We start from the raw sequence: 26,357 nt of genomic DNA, 5'->3' as shown, positions 1-26,357 counted from the left end.
TCGCTCATAGTGCCTAGCAATACACCATCCTGGTACAGCGAAAGTGTATGCGTGAGATGGTTCCAGGTGAATTTATAGATATAGTTCCCGCGCGAGATACTGAGCGGAAACGGGCCTGAAACAGGCATTGCCGAACCGTTTTTTACAAAAGATATATGCGAACCGGCCGGATCATACCAGGGTGGGCCGGCCCCCGAATTGTTCATATCCAGCTCAATAGCCACAGATTGACCAAAGGTCGCCTTGGCATCGTAATAGCCCAGACTGGCGACGGGGTTGCTGCCCACCGCATAGATGCCCGCTTTTTGCAACACGAAAGCCATACCAGCGTCGGCACCAGTTGCCGTACCCAGCCAAATCCTGAACGACAGTTCAAAATCATAATTGAGATCGATGGAATCCCGGTACCACATGGAACTTGTCCGGTTACTATAATAGTCGAGCCAGTAAGAATTGGCGGTATAGACGATGGCGCCCCCGTTCAGCTGAAAATTCCTCAGAGAAAGATCAGAGGCCGGCTGGTGCGTGGTAACAACCGAATCTTTGGCCATACAGCCGGCAGCGTCGGTAGCTGTAACAATGTATTTTCCGGGTGTAGCTGCATTGACAGACTGGCCTGTGCTTCCATCACTCCACAAATAGGAATTAAAGCCGGCCGTTGCGGTAAGTGGGTTGGCGCTGCCGGAACAAAACAAGATATTCCCGGTTATGTTCACATCGGGCAACAGGCTTTGCTTCGTGGCAGTCAATTCGTAAGCGCCCATATCCACTGTATTTTCAAAAACACGGGTATTCGAATTAATGTCCTTGGGAATGGAAACAACCGCACCATTATAACCTGTATTGATTGCGGGGCTGCAAGCGGCGAGGCGAAGGCCATCGTCGGCTGTGCCATATATGCCGTCAACGCCTGCCGGTAACAACGGGTTAGTGAAAAGCGGATCGGCAACAAAAATGTTACCGGTTGCGGCTGCACTTGTTCCCAAATCAAAATTGCCTGCCGCGTTGTCGGTCGTGTAGCTGCCGGAGGTGCGCTGTAAAACGTTGTTTTTGAATGTATTGGAAGCTGTCGGATTTTTGTAGTAATCGGCGCCGGCTACGTTGGCACTTCCATTTGTTTTGTTTTCCCGGAAAATATTGTTGTTATAAGTGCCGGTGCCGTTTTCGGAGTGCAGCCCGCCTCCGGTTGTAGCTGCATTATTGTAAAAAGTATTGTTGGTGAGTACGTTTGAGCCATTATCGATCATCATCCCACCGCCTGATCCTGCCGTATTTCCGGTAGCGATATTATTGGCCATAACGGTCTCACCAAACTTCGTGTAACCGCCGCCGCCGCCGCCGATGGATGTATTTTCGGCGAATACATTGCTGTAAAAATTATTGTGGCTGGCAAAGGAATAAATACCGGCACCCACAGCGGCATTGTTTTGTGTGATTACATTGTGGGAGATCAAATTCAATGCGTTTGCGACATATACACCGCCTCCCCGGTTGCGTTCCACATCGTAATTGTTTACAGACAAGACACCGCTGCCGTCAGCCCTTCCGTTTTTGATGATCAGTCCCGATAGTTTAAGCGTATCGCTGGCGTTGCCCAGGTCGCCACCGGCATCAACCAGCACGACATGGTAGGCATACTCGCCGGAAACACCGCCCACATTAGCACCGTCCAGGATAGTGGCGTTGGTCGCTATATTTCGGGCACCGCCGCCATTGGGATAGCCACCATACAAATCCAGGCCATTCCGTACGTGAAAGGTTTTGTCCCGGTTGTCGGCAGAAACTACTGGTGTGCCGGTCTGCCCCGGACCCATATTGTAGGGTAACGACATAGGTGTATAGGTGCCTTTCGCTATCAGCACTGTTTCGACCTGCGCGCAACGATGGGCGGCATCGAGGGCTTCGGCCAATGTCTTGAAAGCCGTTGCCCAGCTGTTTCCATCACCCGAACCGGCAACGGAGGCATCCACGTACAAAGTGTCGGCCGTTTGTATGGTGATGATATTGCTCGTAACCGGGTTGGGGCTTGCGTAAAGACTGCTGGTAAGCGTCAAGGTGATCTGGTCACCATCGGCCAGGTCTGAGCTGCCAGCGGTATACGTTGCCTGCGTGGCATTGTTGATTGGCAGGTCATTCTTTTTCCATTGATAACCAGGCGTAGCGCCCTCATTGACCACCGATGAGCTGAATGTAATACTTCCCGCCGCGCATATATTAGTGGATGAGCTGGTGATGGTTACCGATGGAACCGCCGGAGCATAGTTGAGTTCGTAAACACCTAAATCGATGCCCATTCCCGTGGGACGGGGTGTCCATAAAATATCAAATAGCGGAGCTGTGCCGCTACCGTCGGCGTCCACGGCCGGCGAAGAACGGGTAAGTATCAGCCCGTCATCGGCTGTGGCAAAAATATTATCAGTGCCATCGGGGTCAACCGCATTAACGAACAGCGGGTTGCTGTTGATGTTACCCGTGCCGGAAAAGCCCCCTTCCACGATACTGTAACTGACCGTAGCCGATCCCCCATTATTGACAATCATGCCGTTGGCCGATTTTCCCCACAAGATACTGCCTGTGATGACGGGCGACGAGTTATTGCTGTAAATGAGCCCGTTCTGGTAATTGTTTCCGTAAAAAGTAGTGCTTTTTATGACCGGGTTGGAGTTGCTGTTGTTGTTGATCCCGCCCGTTGGATTACCCGCAGCCGCGCCGTTTCCTGTAATGAGACAGTTGGTAAGGCGGGGTGAGGAATTGGTTTTGTTATAAATGGCGGCGCCTAAGCTGTTGTTAGCAAAAACGGTGTTGCTGAAAACAGGCGAAGCGTTATTCTCATTGTAAATAGTAGCATAACTATGGCAGGCGCCGAAAATGCAACTGGAAACCGTCGGCGACGACTGGTAGTTATAAAGGCCTCCCCCCACATCTCTGGGCACGGCTAGCGATGGCAGGTTCATATAAATATCGGAAGGCAGGAATGCGGCCTGACCACCCTCCACCGTAAAACCATCGAAAATAGCGCTGCTGTTGCAGTTTACAGACATGACGACATGATGGGAATTGTCGTTGTTATCGGCTGCATTACCTATATTACCGCTTGCAATACTGATGTTAGCTGCTAAGTTCCGGTCGTTTATACTGGCTTCCGATCCGGAAAAACCGCCGTATATGGCCAGGTTGTTTTTCAGCACGAAAGTATAGTCCCTGCTGCCGCAATTGGTGCATCCTTCGGGATATTGACTGGGATAATACGTGCCTTTTTTTACCCATATTTCTATAATATTGGAACAGGAAGCAGCATTAAGCGCCTCCTGCAGGGTTTTATAGGCAGTAGCCCAACTATTGCCCAGGCCGCTGGTCGCTACGGCGGCATCTACATAAATACGGCTACCGTTGGGGCAGATGCCTCCTTCGTAAGCGCCCCTGTCTACTGTATTTCCCTGTACACGGTCGGCGCCGGTAAGATCGGTGGTAGTGTTTACGCCGCTGTTGTTGCCACTGTTAATAGCCGAACTGCCCGTTACCAGTTTTAGCCCATCGTCATCGGTGCCCCAAAAACCATCCGGGCCTTTGAGATTGGCAGGATCTTTAAACTGAGGATCATCCGATAAATTACCGTCACCGTCGAACCCGCCTTCGACGGTTGTATAGGTAGGGGTGCTGTTGAATACGGCGCCTATCGGGCTGTGCCAGAAAATGCTGTTGGTGGCGGTATAAAAGCCGTTTACACCTCCGGTGGCCGAAGCGGTGTTATTGTAAAAAGTAGTATTGAAAAGCCTCACAAAATCGCCCGGGCTGGATATGCCACCACCCCTGTTGGTCGCACTATTGCCGGTGAATATGGTGTTGGAAATGGAAAAATCCCCCCCGACATTATACACCCCACCGCCACTGAGACTGGCCTGATTCTGGCTGAATACACAGTTACGGACGGCTGGTTTCGCATCGGAACCTTCGATATACATTCCTCCGCCAGATGCGGCCTTGTTATTGGTAAAAACGCACTGATTAATAACGGGTGAGGCATCCGCCAGCCATAAACCAGCTCCTGTGTTTTTCCCTACTTCGGTGTTATAGGGGGTGGAAATAAGACTATTGCCCGTCCCATCGGCCCTGCCATCCTGTATGGCAAAACCATCCAGGATAGCCGATTTGTTACTAAAATCCAGTATCATCACCACGTGATAGGAATTATCGGCATCGGTATTCATATCCCCGATATTGCCACTCAGCGTGGTTATATTGTGTATAGGGTCACGCTGGGTCAATGTGGTTTCATTGCCAGCAAAGCCACCATACAGAATGGTGTTTTTATCCAGCAAGAAGGTAAAATCGCGGGCACTGGAGCAATTGGTACAGCCTGCCGGATAGGCAGATGGATAATAGGTCCCCTTTTTAACCCAGATTTGCTTCGAACCTCCACAGCTTGCCGACATGGCAATGGCATCGCTCAGGTTTTTGACGGCGGTTGCCCAGCTATCGCCTCCGCCGGGATTGGCGATGCCGCCATCCACGTAAATCACATCGTAGGAAGGACAAGCCGCACCTTCATATGCCCCCATATCCGCCTCACTGGCCTGAACTCTCGGAGCACCGAGTATATCGGTCGGCGTATTGATGAACTGGTTGCTGCCGGTATTCATGGCAGGGCTGCCATATACAATCCGCAGCCCGTCGTCAGCAGTTCGGAATATATGGTCGGGGCCGGCAGGACTAGCGGCGCGGGCAAACTGCGGATAGGTGCTGACGTTTCCCGTACCTGGATAACCCCCTTGTATCAGGCTGAAAGCTGCATCGGCGGAGCCGGTACCTGTATGGGCGATGGCCGGCCCGCCGGCGTCATTTTTCCAGATGATGCCGCTTTCAAGATTAAAGGATGAATTTTCGTTGGTAATGACGCCTGCGCTACTCGCATTGTTGTAAAAAGTACAGAATTTAAAAGAACCAAAAGAGTTCACCTGATGAACAGCGCCACCCACCGGCACATTGGTGGTGTTTCCGACGAACAAACAGTTGAGCGCATTGGTCTGTGAGCCTGCTATACACGACATCCCGTTGCCTAACGGGTTATTGGCCACCACCGAATTTTCCATAAGGAATTCGGAATGATTAATAAACAAGGTCGCGAAGCTTCGCTGGTTGTCGAAAATGCAGTTGGAAATAGTGCCTTTGGTATTATAGTAATAAGCCCCTGTGCCCACATCACGCCCGATGCTCGCGCCGGAAATGCTTGCAAAAAAATTGGAAGGATTAGTTTCCATAAAGCCGTCTCTGATGGTAAAGCCATCCAGGCTGGTTTCCCTGTCGCTCACCGACAGCACCACATGATAACTGTTGTCGGATTCCTGGCCCCGAAGCCCGATGTCACCGCTCAGGATGGTGGGATTGGCGGCTAAATCGCGGTAACTCGGGTCGGGTTCATTTCCTTTAAATCCGCCATAAATGACCACATTGTCCGGTAGTTCAAAAGTGTAATCTCTGGCAGTACAGTTGGTGCATCCGTCGGGGACTTTGGTTGGATAGTAGGTGCCTTTTCTCACCCATATCTCCGTGATGGAATTATCGTTATTGGCTGCATCTATGGCTTCCTGCAATGTTTTATAACCATTGTTAAAAAAAGGTGCCGCTGCCGGAAACGGTTCGGCTGCTATCGACGTAGACGATCTTGTCGGCATATGCTTCCGCCGGTTTGATCAAAAAGAACGCCGCCACCATCGCAGCCGCCAGCCATATTTTCAGCAAGGGGAAAATAGTAATGCTGCCGGCTGACAGGTGATCATCCTGTTCCTTTTTGGGCGTTATAGAACGTAATGAGTAGAAGTCTTTTTTCATAGAGAGCGGTCGGATTGACGGGAGTGGACGCAGGCAAACTCCACAAAGTTCTATTCGATATCGTAATTCTACCGTAGAAATCGCGGCTTTTTCTATGGCTTTTTAGCTACGACTTTTCAAATAAAAGGCTGTATTTTTTTAATATAGCTGAACTCGTTTGCCGGAAAATAGTCGGGCTTGCCGGCACAGCATTCTCGATATTGCTTTTTTACCGCGCAGGTTACTAAATTGCGGCCTCAACCCCCTCGCTATGTGCCTGTATTCGCGCGCGATCCTCACTTTTCTGATCTTATTGAGCCTCTCGGGGCAATTTTCCCGATGCCCGGGCCAGGTTCTCGTTCACGACCAGGTTGTACATTACGGCGGCGGGAACGGTTTGGAACAAAGTACCGTAAGATATGCGGCCACCGATGCCTGGGGATACCTTTGGCTGGCCACCCAGTCGGGCGTCGTGCGTTTCGACGGCCGACGATTCCAAAGTTTCAATTCTTCGGACATTCCCGGACTCAGCAACGATCGCATTGAGGGAATGGGCGTCGCGCCTGACGGACAGCTGTGGTTTAGGACTGTGAGCAGCCAGTTTATGACCGTCGTACAGCCCGATAAACGAATGGCGCCGGTACCCCGGGTGACCAACCGGCAGGATATGATCATCCCGGTTGCCGGGTTCGTAATCAAGGACCGACCGCTTATCGCGCAGTTTTACAAAGAATTGGAAAAAAGCAAAAAGAAAGCGGTCATTCTCACCGCATCCGCGCCTAATGGCGAAGTGTATTTACACTACCTCGGGAAGCTTTTTTACGTCAACGACCGGCAACGGGTGTTGATTGACAGCCTGCCTTACTCCTGGGAAGGCAAGGAGAGGCTTTCGGCGTTTACGGTAACCCACGATGGCATATATATGACATTGTTCAGCGGTAACCACGTCAGGGCATGGCGTCATGGGAAGCAGCTGCCGGAAATCACCCGTCTTGAAGGTGATATTCTGACGGACGGCGTCGTTTTGCCACAGGAAGGTTTTTCCCTGTTGTGGAGCCGGAGCGAGTCCTTTCTGTACGCCGGCCGGAATATTTACCGGGTGTTTTCCAAAAACGGCCTGATCTATACGGAAAGAGTGATTTCCAATATCGACATCGCAAAAGGGCTATCGGCCATTCAATACCTTGAAAAAGAAAACAAATATGTCTTGTGCCTGAAACTGGAAAATGGCGGGATATCCATTATCCAGCCTGCTGCTTTCAGGTATCCGGCACTCCCGAAAGGAATACGCTCACCCAGCATGTATGCGCAAGCGCGCACAGGCCCGGACGCGGTGTATACGCGGAACTTCCTTTTTACGCAAAACGGTAGCAACAGCGCCCTCCCGACGGGCTCCGACATGAATGACGACTGCCGGACCAGCTATTTTTCCCCGGCAGGCGAGCTGTATTTTGAAAACGGTATGCGGCTGATGAAATACAATACCCGTTCAAAAACGGGTGATTCGCTGCTGGCCGTGGATGAGTTAATGAAAGCGATCGTCCCCGATAAATATTCGAACGATCTGCTGTTTTGTACCAGACATTCCATCAACAGACTTGCCGGCGACCGTGTAACCAGGAGCTGGAAAATCCCCGGTAATACCACGGCCACTACTTTCCTGCAAATCGACAGGAATCGGTTTCTCGTCGGTACTGAAAACGGTTTGAAATGGTTTGATGCCGAAAAAAATAAAATAGAACGGACTGTGCTCGACTCGGCCAGTATCTGGACATTGCTCAGGGAAAACAATGACCTGCTCTGGATCGGTACTTATGGCAAAGGGTTTTATTTGTTGAATGGAAATAAGCTCACTGCATTTCCGTTGGGTCCCGGCAAGGCACTGAAAACGGTGCATTCGTTTATCGACGACGGCCGCGGGCATTTCTGGATGCCCAGCAACGACGGTTTGTTCAGGGTATCCAAAAAGGACCTGCTTACCTATGCCGGTGGCAAGTCCGACGACGTATATTATTTCAGGTTTGATAAACGCGACGGGCTGACCAACAACGAGTTCAATGGTGGGAGCACACCATCGCATGTGTGGCTGGCCGACAGCATGCTATCGATCCCCGCCGTCGACGGACTGGTATGGTTTTATCCCCATCGCGTCACGCCAGCTTTCCCACAGCATCCGATTTTGCTGGAACAGCTGCTCTTGAACGGGCATTCGGTTCCCACCGATTCCCTGGCACGCTTGCCCGCAGGCAGCCACACGCTCGACCTGCGCGTGGGCACCGCCTATTTGGGTAACCCCGAAAACCTCCGGCTCGAATACCAGGTGCACGGCTATTCCCATCACTGGGAGCCCGTGCCGAATGATGGGAAAGTGGTATTGCAGAACTTTCCCGCAGGAGATTACAACCTGATTTTCAGAAAGCGGAAAACCGACGATCCCAATCAATACGACCGCCTCGAAATACCATTCCGGATTGCCCCGTATTTCTACAATACCTGGTGGTTCTACACGCTGGTGGCCATAGCATTGGTGGGTATGGCCTACCTGTTCGCGCGCTGGCGCACCCGCACCCTGGAACTCGAAGCCCGCCGCCTCGAACTGAAAGTAGAGGAGCGCACCCGCGTGCTGAACAATATGATCTTACAACTCGAACATTCGGAAAACCAGCTGCGCGAAAGCGACCAGATCAAAGATAGAATGGTATCGATGATATTGCACGACCTCCGTTCGCCGATACGCTTTCTCGAAATGATGGGCACCCGGCTGATCCATAAACACCGGGAGCTGGATGAGGAGACCCTCACCGAGCGGATCGTCGAAATAGGTAACAGCGCGAGTTCCATTTATAGTTATGTCAACCAGTTCCTGACCTGGACAAGCACACAACACGGGCTGTACACGGTCCGTCGCCGGTGGATAGCGCTGGCGCCTCTTTTTGAAAGTATCCGTGAGCTGTACACCGAAATAGCGAGGTATCAGCAAAATACATTGACACTCCGCCACAACGATATCCATTGCGATACGGACCCGGATCTTTTGATGGCCATCCTGCGCAACCTGGTTGATAACGCCATGAAATATACGCACGAAGGGCGCATTACCCTGACAGCCAAAATGGATGGCAATGAAGTGAAGATCATCGCCGCCGATACCGGATCAGGCATGAAGAAGTCCCAGATAGCCATGTTTTACGGAAAAAGTGACGAGGATACGCATGCCGGCCTGGGCAGTACGCTGGTTAGGGATTTGTTGCAAAAGCTCGAAGGTCACCTTTCAATCGAAAGCAAGCCCGGTAAGGGGACCTCCATTACGATATATCTGACGGGGAACCATCTCCCAGACCATAATGACGAGCAAGGTTCATAAGCGCGACGATATTGGTCACTTCCAGCTTGTCGAAAACCTTGGTTTTAAGTGTGCTGGCCGTAGAGGGGCTGATATGCAATGAGCTGGCAATTTCCTGAAGGCCTTCGCCCCGCAACAATAAAAAAGCCACTTCCATTTCCCTCGCGGTGAGCCCGTGGAAGGGATTGGCGCCTTTCTCGGTAAGCAGGCTGGATACTCCCTCGATTTGTTTGGGAGAAAGGTACCTTCTACCCGAATAGATCGTGCTGATCGCATCGTTCATTTCGGAGTCCGAGGCGTCTTTTTGCAAATACCCGTATGCGCCCGCAACCAGCACGCGGCGCGCGAAAATGTGTTCCGGGTTGACGCTCAGTACCAAAATGCGGATGCCGGTACGGATTGCCAGAATCTTCGGGACCAGTTGCAGCGTGTTGACTTCCGGCATATTCAGGTCGGTGATCAGCATGTCATAGTTTTTCTTCCTGAGTTTGGCGAAAAGCATCGGCCCGTCCACGGCGAAATCGATCTGGCACTTTCCCAATACTTCCTCCACTAGGGTTTTGATGCCCAACCGCACGGTGAGGTGATCGTCAGCAATAAGAATATCCGGCATGAGTAACGGCTCTAAATCTGAACAAATCTACAAAAAACTCTTTTGCAAACCTCTTGAAAAACTAGGGGATAACCGACTGCTTACCCAACAATGCCCCAATTGCAGTTAATCTCCGTATAAATATCCTATCACTTCTGGATTCAAAGTTTTTATTTCTTTGCCCTAGTCAGTGGCGGCAATAAGCTCTCCTTTAAAGGTGTGTCAAAACACTTGCAGTTGTTCTCGCAGTTCAACTTTCGCGCATCTCATATGCGTAAAAGTTAGAATTCAGTTGACAACGGCAGCTGAAGCTACTAACTTTAACGTATCTCAAATACGCGAAAGTTAGACATGGCACTTTTTCTTGTTGGCGAAAATATCGATAAAACCCGCAGTCACTATATGTCCGAGACAGGGCAAAGTTAACAGAATCCGAAAACAAGTTTATCGCACGAATATGCGGGAATAGATGTGCTGACAGGAACACGGGGCCAAATTATCCTGCCTCTTTTTCTTGAACAACAATTTCGCTTTTTTTTGAAAGCTATTTCTCTAATTACATAGAAGGTACAGATTTTGCCGTAAGCGAAGTCCAGCAGATAATTCTGATAGAAACGCCGTTGCCCGAAAGAGACGAAGATTCCGACGATATACTGGGAACTTATCAAATCGTTTCCAATCGGCACCAAATGACATTGACTCCCGGCTCACCAAATGAGCTTCTACAATTGCTTAGAGACAGACATTCTACATTGCTTAGAGCAAGGCCTCCGAAAAAACCAGGGCAGTTTAAAGATAAAAATAATCGTGCTGGCAATACAGAATTTGCTGACTGGCAGTTGGTAGCGGGCACTTAAAAAAAAGGATTCGACTGGTATACACTTTTATTGCGATTCCTCCTGGCTCACACACAAATACTCACGCGCACAGTCCGTCCGTGAAAAGCCCGGTTAGGTGAGCATCAAAAAATGATGTCCACCTAATCCAACAAGAGTATGTTAGACTACATCGAGCTTTCGCAAACCACACGTGCGATGAACCGTGCGCACAAGTTGGCAGTGAAAATTATTCCAGGTTCCAGAATAGAAGCGTTGGCGTACGTGAATCAACTCACACGCATCCTGGGAATGCAACCGACCGCATCATTTTTTAAGATCGTGCGCTGTCCGCATGATTTGGGAACCTACCTGGATTTAAGGTTTTATGATGATGATGAAGATCAACGGCACGTCCAGTACATGATGGCTGTGGAGGAAGGGTGCAAGAAGTGGGATGAAGCCGTGTTGAAAGAACTCGAAGAAAAGGGTTATGAACTTAGTAAAGAGAGAATTTAAAATTAAAAGCCTTTGTGGTGTAGAGGTCAACCACAAAACAAGTGGACTCTTCCATCGGACAAAGGATAACCAGAATCCACGTTTCTTCACTGATCCTTAGTTCTCTGTATTTCGTATTGCTTGAATTGCATTTCGTCAATCTTATTTTTTCAAAGCAATACCGGATCATACCTTCGGACTAGTTCAATATTAATTTAATCGCTATGAAATCATTTCAGAAAGTTGCTATGGTGTTTTTTCTGCTAAGCATGATTGCCGTAAGAGCAGTATCGCAGACAAACAGCTCACAGGCAGACGCACAGACCGTCTCGAAATTGAATAAATTCAGGACAGATTATTGCAAAAGTATATTGGATGGGAAAATAGATCGCCTGCAAAACTATTTTGTTGATACCATCCGGTTGATGCCTCCTTTTCAAAAGACTGTTCTAGGCAAAGTCAATGCATCTTCGTATTTCCGTGCCTTTACCAATCGCTTTAATGTCCATTCCTACATCCGTCATGAAATAGAGATGCTGGATCTTGGCCAGCAGATTCTGGAAACAGGCCTCATCAATATGCGGATGACAGTAAGAAGTACCGGTAAGGAATTTGACATCGTGGCCAAGTATTTGAACCTCTGGGTAAAAACACAAACAGGTGAAATGCGTCTGCTTACAGAAGCCTGGAATGCAGATCGGTATGATGGAGAACTTCATGACCTGGTAAGATTTGATGAAGTGCCGGGTATTCATGCAGCATTCCTCCCTAACGTTACTGTTACAAATAACATCAGTTTTGAATTGGCAGCGCTTAACAGGCTTTTGGATGAAACCGTTACGAATCATGATGCCAATACGTGGTCACGGTATTATAGTGATGACGCCATGTTGTTAGCCAGCTATGCCTCAATTTGCAGAGGAAGAAGCGCAATAGACGAATACATCAACGCCCATGTACTGGAGATGCCTGTATTTGAGGAACTGGATATTCGCAACGATCGCATCGATAACCTGGGAATTTTCGTTGTCGAGTATGCCAGCCACATCGCCAGTTGGAGAAATGGCAAAAGGTCCGGTGTGGGATTGGGAAAAAATATCCGAATCTGGAGACGAGAACCCGACCACACACTAAAATTGTTCAGATCAATTTCCATGTATGACTAAAATGTACGACCAAACTATGCGATACAAACTCATCTCGTTTTTGCTATTCCTTTGCTTTTGCCAATCCGCACAAGGGCAACTCAATAAACAGTATGACTACACCCAGCAAAATTATCAGTCACTTCGCTATGGTTTTTTTAAACCGGATCAGTACGACAAAAAAAAATTGTATCCGTTAATTATCTATCTCCATGGCAGCCGCGATACGGTCTCACGTGACATGTCCTGGTATCAGCCAGTTATTCAAAAAGAACACCCAGCGTTCGTAGTTACTCCTAAATGTGAGAATCCCGATCAGGGTTGGGGCAATACGTGGAAAGCGGAACATCCTTTGGAAATGAGTTTGGCACTAAAATTAGTGGATTCATTAATGAGCGTATATCCGATTGATCCCAATCGCCTTTATATTTATGGAATCTCCATGGGCGGATTTGGTGTGTTCTCCATACTCCAGAAAGAACCTGGAAAGTTTGCGGCAGCGTATGCCGTGTGTGGTGGTTCGGATGTAAAGGCTGCCGGTAAACTAATGAACACTCCGTTGTGGATATTTCATGGTACCCTGGATGATGTGGTTCCGGTTCACCTTTCACGCGATGTTTATGCGGAAATGATCAAACTAGGGGCAACCAACGTAAAGTATACAGAGTACCCCGGAGTGAAACACAACAGTTGGGAGAATGTAGCACAAGAGAAGACGCTCACTACATGGCTCTTTTCGAAACGCCTGAATCAATAAATGGCAAGTATTTTTTCGGTAACTTTTAGCTCATGTTGAACCCGGCGTTGAACAAGTGGCTGTTCAAATACAAACTATATCACCTTCATTTTAAATAGTTTAGCCTTAAAAAGTGATTTTTAGAATATGGTTCTGATATTTTAGCTGGTAAACGATTTGAAGCACACTTTGCAAAACAGCCACAAAAAAACTTCTTCCAGATGTCGATCATTCTTTTGAAGTTCATTGCCGCAGCTGCCGGCATTACATTGATAGTGTCTCCTTTAATACCTTTGTAAAAATTTCTAGATAACCTGTAATTGGCCTTCAAATGGCCAATTACAGGCTCAATGGCAGCTCTTATTGTAAACCCTTTTCTTAGTTTCTTTTGCTGTGCAATTCTGTAAATTTCCTCCTTCGGCCCGTTTAAGAAAAGCCAATGATCAGCCATCACTCCTAAACCTTGTGAATAAGCTTGTAAGAGTTCCGGCGTATTACGAAGATTCTGGATACTAAAGTCAGTGAGGATTGGCAGGCTCCGAAGGGACGGCTGCGCCAATGTCGCTGCATTGTTTTGCTGACAAGGCAGCCGGATGGGCGTAATAGATACCTCAAAAGATCAACATTGCCTCCTTTCAGAGACCAAGATTCTGCTCAATCAGCAATCCTGGACTGCCAATAGGCGAGCATGGGCGGGATCGACAGCTCAAAAAATGCGACGATGTCAAACGGAGAAGGCGGTAAGCCATAGCTGGCAATCGACAGCATACGGCCGATCGCGCCAAAAAATATGACAATACAAATAATCCTCAGTTCGGCCGACCTTTTTTTTACACCGGGAATAATAGATAGCGTGCAAAGGCCGACACCGACCGAAAGGCCATTTAGAAAACGAAGATTACTATCCAACAACAGACCAGTGGGCTTGTGGCTCTCATCGTAAATTGGATTATCGTTTCCTGCCATACCCAGCAGGCCGGTAACGATCGCGATTAGGGCACAAATCCCGAGCGATACCTGTAGCAACTTCCTGCTTCGCCGTTTTTTCATCGAATTTGCAGCTTGATCTGACCGTTTGCGCATTACTTGATTGCGCATGGTGTGATTATAAAAATCATACCACAAATGGCAGCTGGGATCATAGAGGATCCAACAAAAACCGGTCAGCTTTCTGAGCCCCCCGGTAGGCATTCCGCAAAAGGTATTGTCAGTCGTTGGATGCGGCAGGAAGCAAACCCATGGTAATGCCCCGCCACCAAACTCAATGTAAGCGCCCGGGTATAAATTATCCCGTGGTGCAAAACAGCAGATTAAGCTGTTTCGCACCGCAGGCAACTATGCTCGGCCCCACCTGGATACTAGTATCCGGTATTTTGTGGAAACTTCGGACCATCCACCACTCTGTCGATCTGTGACTGCGGAATCGGTCGAAGCATATGTAAATCTTTCACATAAGGAGCGGCTTCCTTGTTCCATTCCTGAACGCGGCGCACCAGCGAGCGCGTACGTACCAGATCATGCCACCTTTGCCATTCCCCAAAGAACTCACGGCTACGCTCGTCGAGGATGAAGTCCAGCGTAACCTCAGCAGCAGTGATGGTCATCGCCGCTGCGGCGGCAGTGTTTTGTGCGGACGTGTTACTTTTCCGGAATGCTGCTCGCTGCCTTACGACATTGATCAATGCAGCCGCCTTTACGGTGTTGCCTGCCTTGAAATAGGCCTCGGCTCCGATCATATAAACATCTGAAAAGCGATACAAAACGGCAGGCCTTGTTGATGGGTCATTAAAATTGGCACCGCGGCTGGGATCCATGAACTTTTTCAGGGCTGGGAAAATACCGTTGTTCCAAAGGCTTGGCGGCACTACTATGCCTTTGAAGGGTCTGGCGCCTACAAATTGCGGCGCGCCCGGTACTTCAAAATCTGGCAACCAGACGGCCGTGTCTGAACCCGGAACGGTCGTGTAGGCTACCCCCCGCAGGTTGTTGGTCGCGTTGGCAGTATTGGAGACAGCGGTGTTTGCAATATAAACGGTGTAAAAAGAATTGGCATAACGCGAGTCGACATCGCGGTTTGTAAATGCCTGATCCAGGAAGTAATTCTTGCCAGCATGTGGGCCAGTAACGAGTTTGTCGGAATTCGGGCGCATACGCACATAAGGGCGGCCATAATATGAATCGCGGATCATCCCCGAGGTTCCGCTGTTGACAAAAGAGCCGGCCGCATTTCTTATGGAGTTGATGCCGCTGTTATTGGGATAGTTCCAGTTGGTAAACCACGGGCTCAGATTTTGCGCCGCACCCCCGCCGGCCTGCCCGCCGACCTGGTAGTAGCCATATTTAGGATCCAGCACGTGATCGCTTACAAACATCGTTTCCTTTCCATAGTCATTAGCGGGCACAAAAGCGTCCCCATAATCCTGCCAGAGATCAAGACCATAAGCCGATTTATTGGCAATAATATCTTCGCAAATCGCCGCTGCCTGGGTGAAATCAGCTGCTGTATTATTGAGCCATCCGCGTGTCAGAAAAGCCTTGGCCAGCAGAAACTGCGCTACGGGTTTGGTTGCCGCCTTGCCCAGGAACGGGGCCGTGGGCTGGTTAGGCAGATCCGCGGCAGCTTCGGTAAGGTCCTTAATGATCAGCTCGTAGACCTGTGCCGCAGGTTGGCGCGTGGCTGCCTGAGAGGGAACAGTTATAAACTCGGTATGAAGCGGAACGTCGCCCCAGGTCTGCACCAGGTAGAAATACCAGAATGCCCTCAAAAATTTGGCTTGCGCCAGGTATTGTTTCCTTGTGGCCTCCGGCAGGTCGATCGTCGCCCCGTACTGCAGCACGCCATTGATTGTATTGATATCCTGAAAAGCAACGCCCCAGGCCGAGCCAAAGTTGCTGCTGTTAATGCCATTATAAGTATATGCGGTTCCTCCACCGGCATTAACCCCCTGAATGAACTCATCGGTCCCTGCCTGCATCTCAACGGTAAAACCTTCGGTACCCCATTGGCTCCGGATATCGTTGTAAACCCCTGCTATTCCACCAAGCACACCTGAGGGGCTATTAAAGTAAGAGGGGACGATTTGGGATTGCGGATGCTCTTCGAGCACTTTTTCACACCCTGAGCTCAATACTGTGATCAGGCCAGCAGTAAAAAGAATTTTTATGGATTTCATAGTCGGATTAAAATTTAAGGTTTACGCCCAAAGTGAATTGTCTCACCGGCGGACTATTCAAATTGACTGAGATCTGTCGCTCCGGTGCTCCACGGTCGCTGGCGCCTTGTGGGTTTAGCGTGGATTGGCCGCTGGCATAGCTGTTTCCTTCCGGGTCAATCGCCAGATCGTCTCTGACCAATGGCGAGTATATAATGAACGGATTGGTCAGGTTGACGTAGATACGGGCCGAGGTGGCACCGATCTTTTTGAGGATATCGCTGGCAAAAGTATAGCCAAGGTTAATACTTCTGCATTTGATGAATGAGCCGTCGTAATAGCCGAGCGTCGATCCGAAGTTGGCAACAGCGCCACTGGCGTCAGGGGCTGGGAATGCGTTGGTGGGATTGGTATCTGTCCAATAATCGACCTTGACCTGGTTCACCCGGCTTTGATTGAAGAAGGCAAAGCCGCCTGATCCCGTGGAATTACCCGTCAGATAAGGCACCAGTACCTTCATGCCCATCCTTGCGTAGGTAACCACGGAGGCATCGAAGTTTTTGAAACTGAAACGGCTTGTAAGCCCTCCTTCCCATTTGGGCTGAAAATTACCCAGGATCTGGCGATCGTTTGCGTCGATCTTTTTATCACCATTCAGGTCTTGCACCCTGATTTGTCCAGCAAATTGCACAGGGGAGGTTTGTTGGGCCAAAATCCCGTTTTCAACGTCACTGGTTTGCCATATGCCCAGCTTTTTGTAATCATAAATCACCGAAAGTGGCTGGCCCACAAACCAACCTGCCCCCAGATTGGACTTTTCTTCTGGTGTGGTCAGCTGCGTGATCTTTTCTCTGTTGAAGAAATAGGTTGCATCAATGCTCCAGTTGAATCCTTTGGGTTTTCTGACGATCTCAAAAGTGGCCGCAACTTCCAGGCCCTTGCCTTCTGTTTTACCAAGGTTTTTCAGGGTCGAACCTGCACCATTGCTTGGAGGCAGCGGCACCGACAAGAGGATATCCTTGGTTTTCTGGTGGTACCAATCCACCGAACCCGTAATCCGGTTGTTGAGCAGGCCGAAATCAATTCCAATATCCACTTGCGAGGTCGATTGCCAGCTCAGGTTGCTGGATGGCAAGCTAGTAACTGTGTAGGCCAGCTGCTGTCCGGCGGTACCCGTTCCGAAGTTGTAATATCCGGCCGACAATGCACCCAACGTCGAATACGCGCCCACATTCCTGTTTCCGGATATACCCCAGCCACCACGCAGCTTGAGGTTCGAAAGGAATCTAGCCGATTTCATAAAACCTTCTTCCAGCACATTCCAACCCAAGCCAATGGCGGGATAATTGAAATATTGGTTAGCAGGAGACAAGGTCGAAGAACCATCGCGGCGCAAGGTTAATGTCAGCAAATACTTGTCAGCATAGCTATAATTGAGCCTGCCCATGTAGGACAACAGTCCGGTTTCCGAAAACGAATTACCAAAATCCGACGGGGCGACTGGCTGCCCTGATGCAAGCGAGAAATTGGACGTTTTGATATAGTCCGCAGGTACGCCCGTCACTGTGAAACGGCTGCCTAATGAGTGGTTTTTAGTGTATTCATAAAGTGCGGTAAAGCCCAGTTTATGCTTGTTCGCAAATGTTTTATCGTAATAAAGCAAATGTTGCAGGTTAACATCCCAGTATTCAGTATTACTGATTTCGGCCGTGGACCCAGCCTGTGTGGTGGCCGAGTTAAAATAGGTCAGCGGACCGTTGTAACCATTATAATTGGACTGGCTAAAGTTCAGGCCCGCATTAAAACGGTATTTCAGTCCCGGCAAAATATTGACTTCCGCATAAATGCTATTGAACGTCCTCAGCGACCGGGTCCGGCCCATCGCGGATTCTTTTTTGGTCATGATCGTAAGCGGGCTGATGCCTGCCGCATCAATGGAGCCTTCCGAAGGGAACGTATTGACCGTTCCATCTGCATTATAGGGTGAGGCCAGTGGCGTGAGACGCACAAGTCCGCCCGGCACGCCGCCCCCGCCGGGCGTGCTCTGGTAAATAAGCGTATTGAGCGTGTTCAGGCCAATTTTAATGTTTTTCCCAATGCGCTGATCAATGGTTGCACGGATGTTGAAACGCTGAAAATTCTGGTTTGGGATGATGCCGGTTTCATTGAAATACCCTAGCCCCAGCGAATATTGTGTGCTTTCGCTCCCACCCTGCATGCCCAACTGGTGGTTAGACATGAAACCCGCCTTGTAAATCAGGTCCTGCCAGTTGGTAGACACCCCCTTATCGAGTGCTTCCTGCTCTTTTGGGGTAAGCAAATACCCCGATGTCCCAGGGGATGTCCGATTGTATTTGGCTGCATCCGCTTTGAACTGTGCATATTCCTGGCCATTCATCACATTGAATTTGCCCATCACCTGGGTTTGTCCATGATAACCGTCGTAACTGAATACGGGTTTCCCGATTTTACCTCTTTTGGTTGTCACCAGGATGACGCCCCCTGCTCCACGCGAACCATAAATCGCTGTTGCCGAGGCATCCTTGAGCACTTCCAGGCTGAGTATGTCATCCGGGTTAATGTCATTAAGTCCACCGAAAGGAATCCCATCGACCACCACCAGCGGACCGTCAAGGCCGTCACTCGAACCAGAACTTGTGGTGAGCGTCCGGTTTCCCCTGATCCTGATCTGTCCCTGCGAACCAGGCGTGCTCCCGTTACTGACAATGGAAACCCCCGCTGCTCGACCTTTCAGCTGATTGAGCAGGTTGGGTGCAGGTACTTCTTTTAAGGTGCTTTCACTGACGGAGACCACAGAGCCCGTCACATCCCTTTTGCGCTGCGTTCCATAGCCGACCACCACCACTTCTTCCAGCGTCTTGTTATCCACGGCCAGCGTTACATTGATGATCTGCTGGGTGCCTACCACAACTTCCTTGGGAGCATAACCCACCAGTGAGAACACCAGAACTGCATTGGCGTCCTGAACTGTGAGTTTGTAATTTCCGTTCTGGTCAGCGCTGGTTCCTCTCGTTGTCGACTTCACAAGCACATTGGCGCCCGGCAGCGCTTCTCCATCCGGCCCGGTCACTTTTCCTGAAACTTCAATATCGGCCGCGGAGGCTGACCGGTGTCCGGGACCGTAATCGGTCCATACCGCGCTGCTTGCGAGCACATCACCCGAAATCCCTGCAAGCAGCAGCATAGGGAGGCCAGCGATACCCATTATCCTGGCCAGGGAGTTACTGTTCAATAGACGTTCATGCATTGTATTATTGATTTAATTTTAGTGTTAGCTAGAACCCAACCCGCGCCCCGGCCCGTCTCGAAAGTGTCAATTTGACAATATTTATTTCTGACGTAACTTTGGCTTCTGAACAGATTCATAGTTCATCATTTTTTCCAGAATATATTTGGTTTATTGTTGACAAAAGTAGTGCAGTGAGATATCCAGATGTGAGCACTTTTGTTCATTTTGCAGACATAATTGTTCAAATGAGCCATAAAAATGCCGGATTCCGGGACAAATTTGCATTTTTAGGACAACATTCGTCCCAAGCAGCCTAATTGACCCTATGAAATCAATCCGCTTAAAGATCCTGCTTACTTTCCGGCTTGCTTACCTGATGATTACATTGGATGTGGTCTCATTTGCCGCCTGTGCCCAACATGTAATGCCGAAATTTACCTCCCTTACCTCCACGGACGGATTGTCTTCCAACACGATAACGGCCATATTAAAAGATCGCTATGGCCTGATGTGGTTTGCCACCGACGACGGGCTGAACAGATTTGACGGAACCGAGGTATTGGTCTACCGCCATGATAAGAAAGATTCCTGCTCACTGAGATCCAGTGACATTTCGAGCCTGCATCAGGACCGGTCGGGCCGGATTTGGGTAGGGACAATCGAGGGCGGCCTCCACCTTTACGACCGTAGAAAAAACTCCTTTATAAGCATATCATCCCCGCACAGTGTTACCAGCATCGCCAGCGATGTGTCGGGAAAATTGTGGGTGGGAACAACGGCTGGATTGGTCAATGTAGACCCCGAAAACCGTCACATCAGCGCTTTTTCGGCCATGCCCAATATTCCCGACGAAATCTCGAAAGGAAGGATCCTGAGCATAGCTATTGACAGCAAAAGGAATGTTTGGGTTGGCTCCAAAAGCGGTTTATTCAAAATTGAACCGGACAACAAGAACAATGAATACATCAACTATCTGCAATCCATACCCGATGAAGCCGGGTCGCGGACGGTAAAGTCCATTATTGAGGACCACCAGGGAAACATTTGGGTGGGAACTTACAGCGGTGTCTTCAAGCTGAACGCGGACGGGCAAATCGTCCGCCACTTCAAATATGAACCTGATAACAAGCATTCGTTGAGCACCAATATGGTTTTTGAGATTGCCTTGGAAAATGAACACAGGCTCTGGATCTGCACCGACGCAGGCCTTAATATTCTTGATACGCGCGACGGAACCATTATCCGCTATGGCCCCGACACAAGGACCCAATTTAGCCTAAGCAACAAATCCGTGCGTAGCATTCTCTTCGACAACGAGGGCATTTGCTGGCTGGGAACCTATAAGGGAGGGGTTAACAAATATGATAAAAACCTGGCTATCTTCGGATTAAAGCGCTCTGATGTGAATGATCCATATGGTTTGAGCGGATCCTTTGTTACCTCTTTTGCCGAAAACGGATCAGAGGAGTTATTTGTGGGCACCGACGGAGGCGGACTAAACTTGTATAATCGGAATACAAATCTCTTCAAAAAATTTCCAATCAACCCCAAAAATAAGAAAGCTGCATCCGGACTGGCTATCCTGACATTAGAACTGATGTCCAGTAATGAACTTTGGATAGGAACATTCCAGGACGGCTTGATTCAGCTCAACCCCAAAACAGGCGCTTATACACAGTACGTGCGCGGGAAAGATTCATCTAGTCTGAATAACAATGAGATTTTCTGTTTGGAAAAAGACAAGTCCGGCAAGTTATGGGTAGGAACTAATGGCGGAGGGGTGCACGTGTTTGATCCGGTAACAAGACGTTTTACCAGATTACATGATCCTGGCGTTTCGGTCACCCAGCGCACCATTCCGCTCAACGGCTATATTAGGGACATTTTACTGGACAGCCGCGGAAAGCTCTGGATCGCCTCGCACGGAACAGGCATCGCTGTCTTTGATCCGGTTGCGAAAAAATCGGTGCTTTTGGACAGACAAAGCAGTAATCTGCTCAGCAACATTGTCTATTCGCTTCTGGAAGACAGCAAAGGGAATATTTGGGCCGGCACATCGGGAGAAGGATTGGCTTTGTATGATCCGCCTTCCGGGAAGTTTATTGCCTATGGAGCCAAGGAAGGGCTGGCAAGCAATATTGTCAATAAGGTTCTCGAGGACGCACAAGGGCGGATTTGGGTCAGTACTAATCAGGGCATCAGCTCATTTGATGTAACAAATAAAAAGTTTACCAACTACACTACTTACAATGGCATCCAGGACAGGACGTTTGCGCTCGGTTCGGGCATGCGTGCGGCCGATCACACACTTTTTTTTGGCGGAATTGCCGGATTCAACTATATAGACACCCGTAGGCTACCCAACAGCAAACGCATCCCGCCTATCTTGCTGAAAGATCTTAGGGTTGGCAACCGCAGCATTACCCCCGCAGATTCCAACTTAATAGATGCGGATATTTCAGTGGCGAAAACCATAAGCCTGGATTACAAGCAAAATTTTTCGATCGGCTATACTGCGCTGGATTACACAAACCCCAGGCAAATGCGTTACCGGCACCGGCTTGTGGGCATGGAATCGGAATGGAACGAAACGGGCTTAGCCAATCTGGCGAGCTACACCAACCTGAGCCCGGGCGAGTATGTTTTTGAGGTACAGACCAGTTGCGACGGCATCAACTGGAGTCCGCACACCAAATCGGTTGCTGTGAAGGTCAAACCACCTTTTTACCTGACTATTTATGCATACATTTTCTATTTGCTGACGCCATTTATCATTGTATACCTCATGAGACGGCGCGGCATTCAGAAGCTGCAGAGGCAGTTCAGAGAGCAACAGCAACGGGCGGAAGCAGAGCAGGCCCAGGAATTGGACCGGATGAAAATCAAATTTCTGACCAATTTAAGTCACGAGTTCAGGACACCCATTTCCCTGATCCTGGCGCCCGTTGACAACCTGCTGGTCAAGACCAAATCGACTGACTTGCAGCCGTCGGCAGTCGCCATCAAACGGAATGCAAAAAGGTTACTGAACCTGGTAGACCAGTTGCTGGATTTCAAAAACATGCAGGCGCAGGAAGTCAAGCTCGACCTGAAAACCAGGGACGTTATTTTATACATTAAAGATACTTGCGAGCAATTCAGTGATCTTTCCATCCGGAAGGGGATTCAATTTAAAATCGAGAGTTCGCTCGATGAGCTTATGATGGACTTTGATGCGGACAAACTCGAACGGATCTTGTTCAATTTGCTTTCGAATGCGTTTAAATTTACGCCAAAAGGCGGAGTAGTGGCTCTAAAAATTGACCAGCACGCCGATTCGGAAGAAAAGCATTGGCTTGCAATTATGGTCACAGATACCGGGATCGGGATTGCCGAAGATAACCATGATAAGATCTTTGAGCGGTTCTTTCAAAGTGACACCGATCCTTCGGTGCTCAACCAGGGAAGCGGAATTGGTCTGTCGATTGTGCGGGAATTTGTGCAAATGCATCAGGGCACTATTTCGGTTAACAGCGGGCAGGGGCTGGGCAGCACATTTACGGTTCAGCTGCCCATTGCCGATCCCCAGCAGCTTTCGGTGACCAAAGAACACGGTTCAGCACCTGTCACTACCGAAAATGGAAAAAGCTCTCCCAAGCTGGGAAAGGCCAATCTGGAAGATTTGTCCAACGTGCTCATCATTGAGGACAATGACGAGTTCAGGCATTATCTGAAAGAAAGTCTGGTACCTTTTTATAACGTCATAGAAGCGAGCAATGGCAAAGAAGGCTGGCAAAAAACGCTCAGCCATCATCCGGAACTGATCGTCAGCGACATTGCGATGCCGGAAATGGACGGCATTACGCTGAGCCAGAAAATCAAATCAGACAAACGGACCAAGCACATTCCCATTATCCTTTTGACTGCTTCCAACCGAGAGCAGCAGCAGCTTGAAGGCCTCAACTCCGGAGCTAACGACTATTTGACCAAGCCATTTAATTTCGATATTCTCAATGCGAAGATCAACAATTTAATTTTGCTGAACCGCCTATTAAAAGGCGTCTATTCCCGGCATTTTCAGGTTTCCGGCCAGAGACCACAAATCGAATCCAGCCAGGAAAAACTACTCAAGGATGTGCTCTCTTACATCGAAAAAAACCTGCATACATCTCAGCTTAGCGTTGAAAATCTGAGCAAACACGTCGGCATGAGCAGGGGAACATTGTACAGCAAAGTCTTGGAAATGAGTGGTCAGACCCCTATCGAATTTATTCGTTCCATCAAGCTCGAAAAAGCGGCGCTACTCTTAGAGAATAGCGATTTGAGCATTTCGCAGATTTCTTATATGACAGGCTTCACGGCCCCAAATTACTTTGCAAAATCCTTTAAGGCGAAGTTTAACATGCTGCCAACAGCATACAAGGCTAAGAAAAGGCGACCCGATGAAATGATGACAGCCCGGTAATTTTCCCGATTTGTTATCTGAAAGCCTGGTGTTGCTTGCACTGGACAGCTAACGGTTCATATTAAGCCGTAAGATGCTTTTGCATTGGCCTCAAGGAAAAGTCCATTAGCAATACATGTTGGTTGGGGTAAGCCTTCCATGCAGGTTAATTTTTTTTGGTTTGCCGTCTCGTGGGAGGCTCCAAAGCAGGGCCGGGAAAGTCTTTGGAGATGTTGGGTATTTTCCTGGTAAATCAGATGGACACGGAAAAAAAATGCTGGATTTTCTTATATTTACCCTATTCAACATCCTCCTTTTCATGAAACTAGCTCTACTGGGTGCCCTTCTACTTTTGTGTAATCCAATTAATGAACAATACCAGGTGTTATGGTGTTCCGAAACAGTTGAAGCACGGAATAAACTCATAAAACAGCTCTCAAATCTCAAAGCAGATTCTAATTACCAGCAGCTAAATCAGGTATTTGAAGAATGGAAACGAACAAATCGTCTAAGTTCACCCATTGCAGTGGTCAGATCTGGGAACAGAACTTTTAAATGGCCATCTCCAGGAAGCAAAAAAACACTTTTCTACAATGCCCGCGCGGGTGTTTTGGGCACACGGTCGATGGGCGAACCCAGTAAAGAGGAAATCTCCTGTTTTTTTCAGGATACACTGGTCGTAATTGACACCCTGCGTTTTTACACCGGACTTCCGGCAACGAACCGATTTATCATTCAATCAGCTTCCGGCGAGATGGATATACCTTTTGACAAATCCAGCGAGGAGTTGATATTAGCTGCAAATGCATTTTCAAACCTCACTCCGGGGGACTATAAAGGGGTTACTATTTATTCCGAAAAGGATAAAAAGCGCCAAGAAATAGGCCGTACTGTTTTGTATTTGTTGAGTCCGGAAGAAAGAGAGTCATTAAAAGCCACATTGCTCAACAAACGCGCAGAAATCACAGATTGTGAAAAATTTGTGAGCGAATCCCTGACATTTATTCAAAATTTCTGGGGCGGCAAAATCTGCAAAAAAAGCGGGCAATACGACTACGCCCAGGAAGAAGCTCTCCGACGTTTGATAACCTGCCCATGATGATTTCAATAGCAATTATCATTGGCGTCTACGTCATTTCGCTGGCGGTTGTGTTTTTGGTTGTCGCGACCAACCAAAGATGGATAACTGTCCTCAAAACACTATTTGGTGCGATTGTCATTGGTGGGATGCTGACGTATCTGATGCTGTTCGAGTTTAACAGGAGGCCAATATTTCTCGATGAGGAAGCCGATGCACTGGAATTGCTCGCCGATTTGGGCCAACATGCGATCGATGATCATGTGAGCTTATCCGAAAATGAGATCATTCTGATCGACGTATCCCGTCACGCCCAACTCGTCCCCAACGCACAGCCCTTATTTGAGGACTCAACTGCGCAACTGCTGATCACCGATAGGGCAAAACTGGCCAAACTGTTTAACTGGCTTGGAAAGGATGGAGTCAGAGAACGTCTGGGAGTAGTCGTTTGCGATGTTCTGCTGGATTATCCGACAAGGTCAGACGATACTTTAAAAACATCTTTTCAAAAGCTGATCGATACAAATCAGCTGCTTTTTGCGAAATCGAATGGGATGGATAGTCTGAGGGAACAATATTGGTTTGGCGGCAATGACATCGGCAGGTCCGTAGATATTACGGAATATGATGGAAAATATTTTAGTCAACCATTGCTTGATGAAAATCATAGGCCCACCCTGCCATATGAACTCTATATGCGACAGAAATGGCTGTCGCATGATTCAACCTGGTTTTTGCCTACCTCGCTAAAATGGGTTTTTAAAGAATATTCTTCCAAAGATCGGTCGGGCAAGTTGGTCAGCAATTGGATGATTCCAGATCTTTTTTTGACTGATGAGCTGGCGGCGGGCAGGCCGGTCTCAGAGCCGACTACCATCTTTGAAAAGATAGGAAGAGGCTTGCTGGGGTTATTCTTCGAATTAAATCAGCCTGAAAATGAAACTGGGGAACACATATTGTTTCCGGTAAGTTTGGGTGCGGCTACGCAGTCAACAGGTCAGGACCTCATTCTGAACGCCTTGGCAAACAAGGGTAATAAGCATGTTACTATTTTCATTGGGAGTTTTTCAGATGAAAGAGACATACATAAGACGGCATTTGGTGAAATTCATGGCGGACTCATTATTATGAATGCATACCTCAATCTCATGTCTCAACATCATTATGTGGAGCCAGGCTATGCAATGATGTTGTTTGTGCTTTTCACACTTGTCGCATGGCGGCTTATACACCGCATTCGGGTGATCAGCAAAGCTAACACGGACGTCACGCGGAAGTTCAGAGACCGGGAGACCAATGATAGCGGTTTTTGGAAAGGTGCTTATTATTATATTGAAGAGTATTTTGTTAATCCTTCCCATTATTGGATTCTCTTGGCGATCCTGCTGATTTCGATCCTGTTTTTCAACCGATTGGTCAATGTTATGGCCATTGCTATCATTTTGGCTGCCATCGATTTTTCAATCAGAGCGCTTTACAAAGCCATCATTAAATGACCGGATAATGTGAAAAATGAT

General features: G+C 48.6%; 12 protein-coding genes and 2 pseudogenes. 7 read left to right on the top strand and 7 right to left on the bottom strand.

The window, feature by feature from the left end:
• Positions 1-758 precede the first annotated feature (758 nt).
• Both ON006_RS03900 and ON006_RS03895 read right to left on the bottom strand, forming a co-directional pair.
• Positions 759-5,048: pseudogene (locus ON006_RS03900) on the bottom strand (beta strand repeat-containing protein); the annotation flags it as partial.
• Positions 5,049-5,607: 559 nt separating this feature from the next.
• Positions 5,608-5,829 (bottom strand): hypothetical protein, encoded by a 222-nt coding sequence (locus ON006_RS03895; protein ID WP_267609951.1) that lies wholly within the window; start codon positions 5,827-5,829, stop codon positions 5,608-5,610.
• Between the two features lie 250 nt (positions 5,830-6,079).
• Between ON006_RS03895 and ON006_RS03890 the strand changes: the two genes are divergently transcribed.
• Positions 6,080-9,172: a sensor histidine kinase gene (locus ON006_RS03890; protein ID WP_244823995.1), complete on the top strand. Its 3,093-nt coding sequence runs from the start codon at positions 6,080-6,082 to the stop codon at positions 9,170-9,172.
• Here ON006_RS03890 and ON006_RS03885 read toward each other — a convergent pair.
• Positions 9,114-9,764, bottom strand: a complete 651-nt coding sequence (locus tag ON006_RS03885) for a response regulator (protein WP_244823994.1) — start codon at positions 9,762-9,764, stop codon at positions 9,114-9,116. The genes ON006_RS03890 and ON006_RS03885 overlap by 59 nt on opposite strands.
• 974 nt (positions 9,765-10,738) lie before the next feature.
• Here ON006_RS03885 and ON006_RS03880 point away from each other — a divergent pair.
• From ON006_RS03880 to ON006_RS03870, 3 genes are all read left to right on the top strand, one after another.
• Complete coding sequence (locus ON006_RS03880) at positions 10,739-11,077, top strand: hypothetical protein (RefSeq protein WP_244823993.1); 339 nt, start codon at positions 10,739-10,741, stop codon at positions 11,075-11,077.
• 203 nt (positions 11,078-11,280) lie between these two features.
• The gene (locus tag ON006_RS03875; protein ID WP_244823992.1) at positions 11,281-12,222 is read left to right on the top strand and encodes a nuclear transport factor 2 family protein; all 942 of its coding nucleotides are present in this window, start codon (positions 11,281-11,283) and stop codon (positions 12,220-12,222) included.
• A 16-nt stretch (positions 12,223-12,238) separates the two neighbouring features.
• Positions 12,239-12,958 (top strand): carboxylesterase family protein, encoded by a 720-nt coding sequence (locus ON006_RS03870; RefSeq protein ID WP_244823991.1) that lies wholly within the window; start codon positions 12,239-12,241, stop codon positions 12,956-12,958.
• A gap of 211 nt (positions 12,959-13,169) precedes the next feature.
• Here ON006_RS03870 and ON006_RS03865 read toward each other — a convergent pair.
• The 4 genes and pseudogenes from ON006_RS03865 to ON006_RS03850 form a co-directional block, all read right to left on the bottom strand.
• Positions 13,170-13,307 (bottom strand): annotated as a pseudogene (locus ON006_RS03865) (IS5/IS1182 family transposase); the annotation flags it as partial.
• 284 nt (positions 13,308-13,591) lie between these two features.
• The gene (locus tag ON006_RS03860) at positions 13,592-13,987 is read right to left on the bottom strand and encodes a DUF4345 domain-containing protein (RefSeq protein ID WP_244823990.1); all 396 of its coding nucleotides are present in this window, start codon (positions 13,985-13,987) and stop codon (positions 13,592-13,594) included.
• Positions 13,988-14,295: 308 nt separating this feature from the next.
• Positions 14,296-16,110, bottom strand: a complete 1,815-nt coding sequence (locus ON006_RS03855; RefSeq protein WP_244823989.1) for a RagB/SusD family nutrient uptake outer membrane protein — start codon at positions 16,108-16,110, stop codon at positions 14,296-14,298.
• Between the two features lie 7 nt (positions 16,111-16,117).
• Positions 16,118-19,357, bottom strand: coding sequence for a SusC/RagA family TonB-linked outer membrane protein (locus ON006_RS03850; RefSeq protein ID WP_244823988.1), 3,240 nt, complete (start codon positions 19,355-19,357; stop codon positions 16,118-16,120).
• 307 nt (positions 19,358-19,664) lie between these two features.
• On the opposite strand from ON006_RS03850, the gene ON006_RS03845 reads away from it, so the two are divergent.
• The 3 genes from ON006_RS03845 to ON006_RS03835 all read left to right on the top strand — a co-directional run bounded on the left by ON006_RS03845 (position 19,665) and on the right by ON006_RS03835 (position 26,336).
• Complete coding sequence (locus ON006_RS03845; RefSeq protein ID WP_244823987.1) at positions 19,665-23,783, top strand: hybrid sensor histidine kinase/response regulator transcription factor; 4,119 nt, start codon at positions 19,665-19,667, stop codon at positions 23,781-23,783.
• A 298-nt stretch (positions 23,784-24,081) separates the two neighbouring features.
• Positions 24,082-24,861, top strand: coding sequence for a hypothetical protein (locus ON006_RS03840; protein WP_244823986.1), 780 nt, complete (start codon positions 24,082-24,084; stop codon positions 24,859-24,861).
• Complete coding sequence (locus ON006_RS03835; RefSeq protein WP_244823985.1) at positions 24,858-26,336, top strand: hypothetical protein; 1,479 nt, start codon at positions 24,858-24,860, stop codon at positions 26,334-26,336. The genes ON006_RS03840 and ON006_RS03835 overlap by 4 nt, the downstream gene beginning before the upstream one ends.
• Positions 26,337-26,357 lie beyond the last annotated feature (21 nt).

The organism is Dyadobacter pollutisoli (assembly GCF_026625565.1).
GTDB classification, from domain to species: domain Bacteria; phylum Bacteroidota; class Bacteroidia; order Cytophagales; family Spirosomataceae; genus Dyadobacter; species Dyadobacter pollutisoli.
Note: the sequence above shows the minus strand (reverse complement) of the source record. Positions and strands in the feature narration are given on the sequence as shown.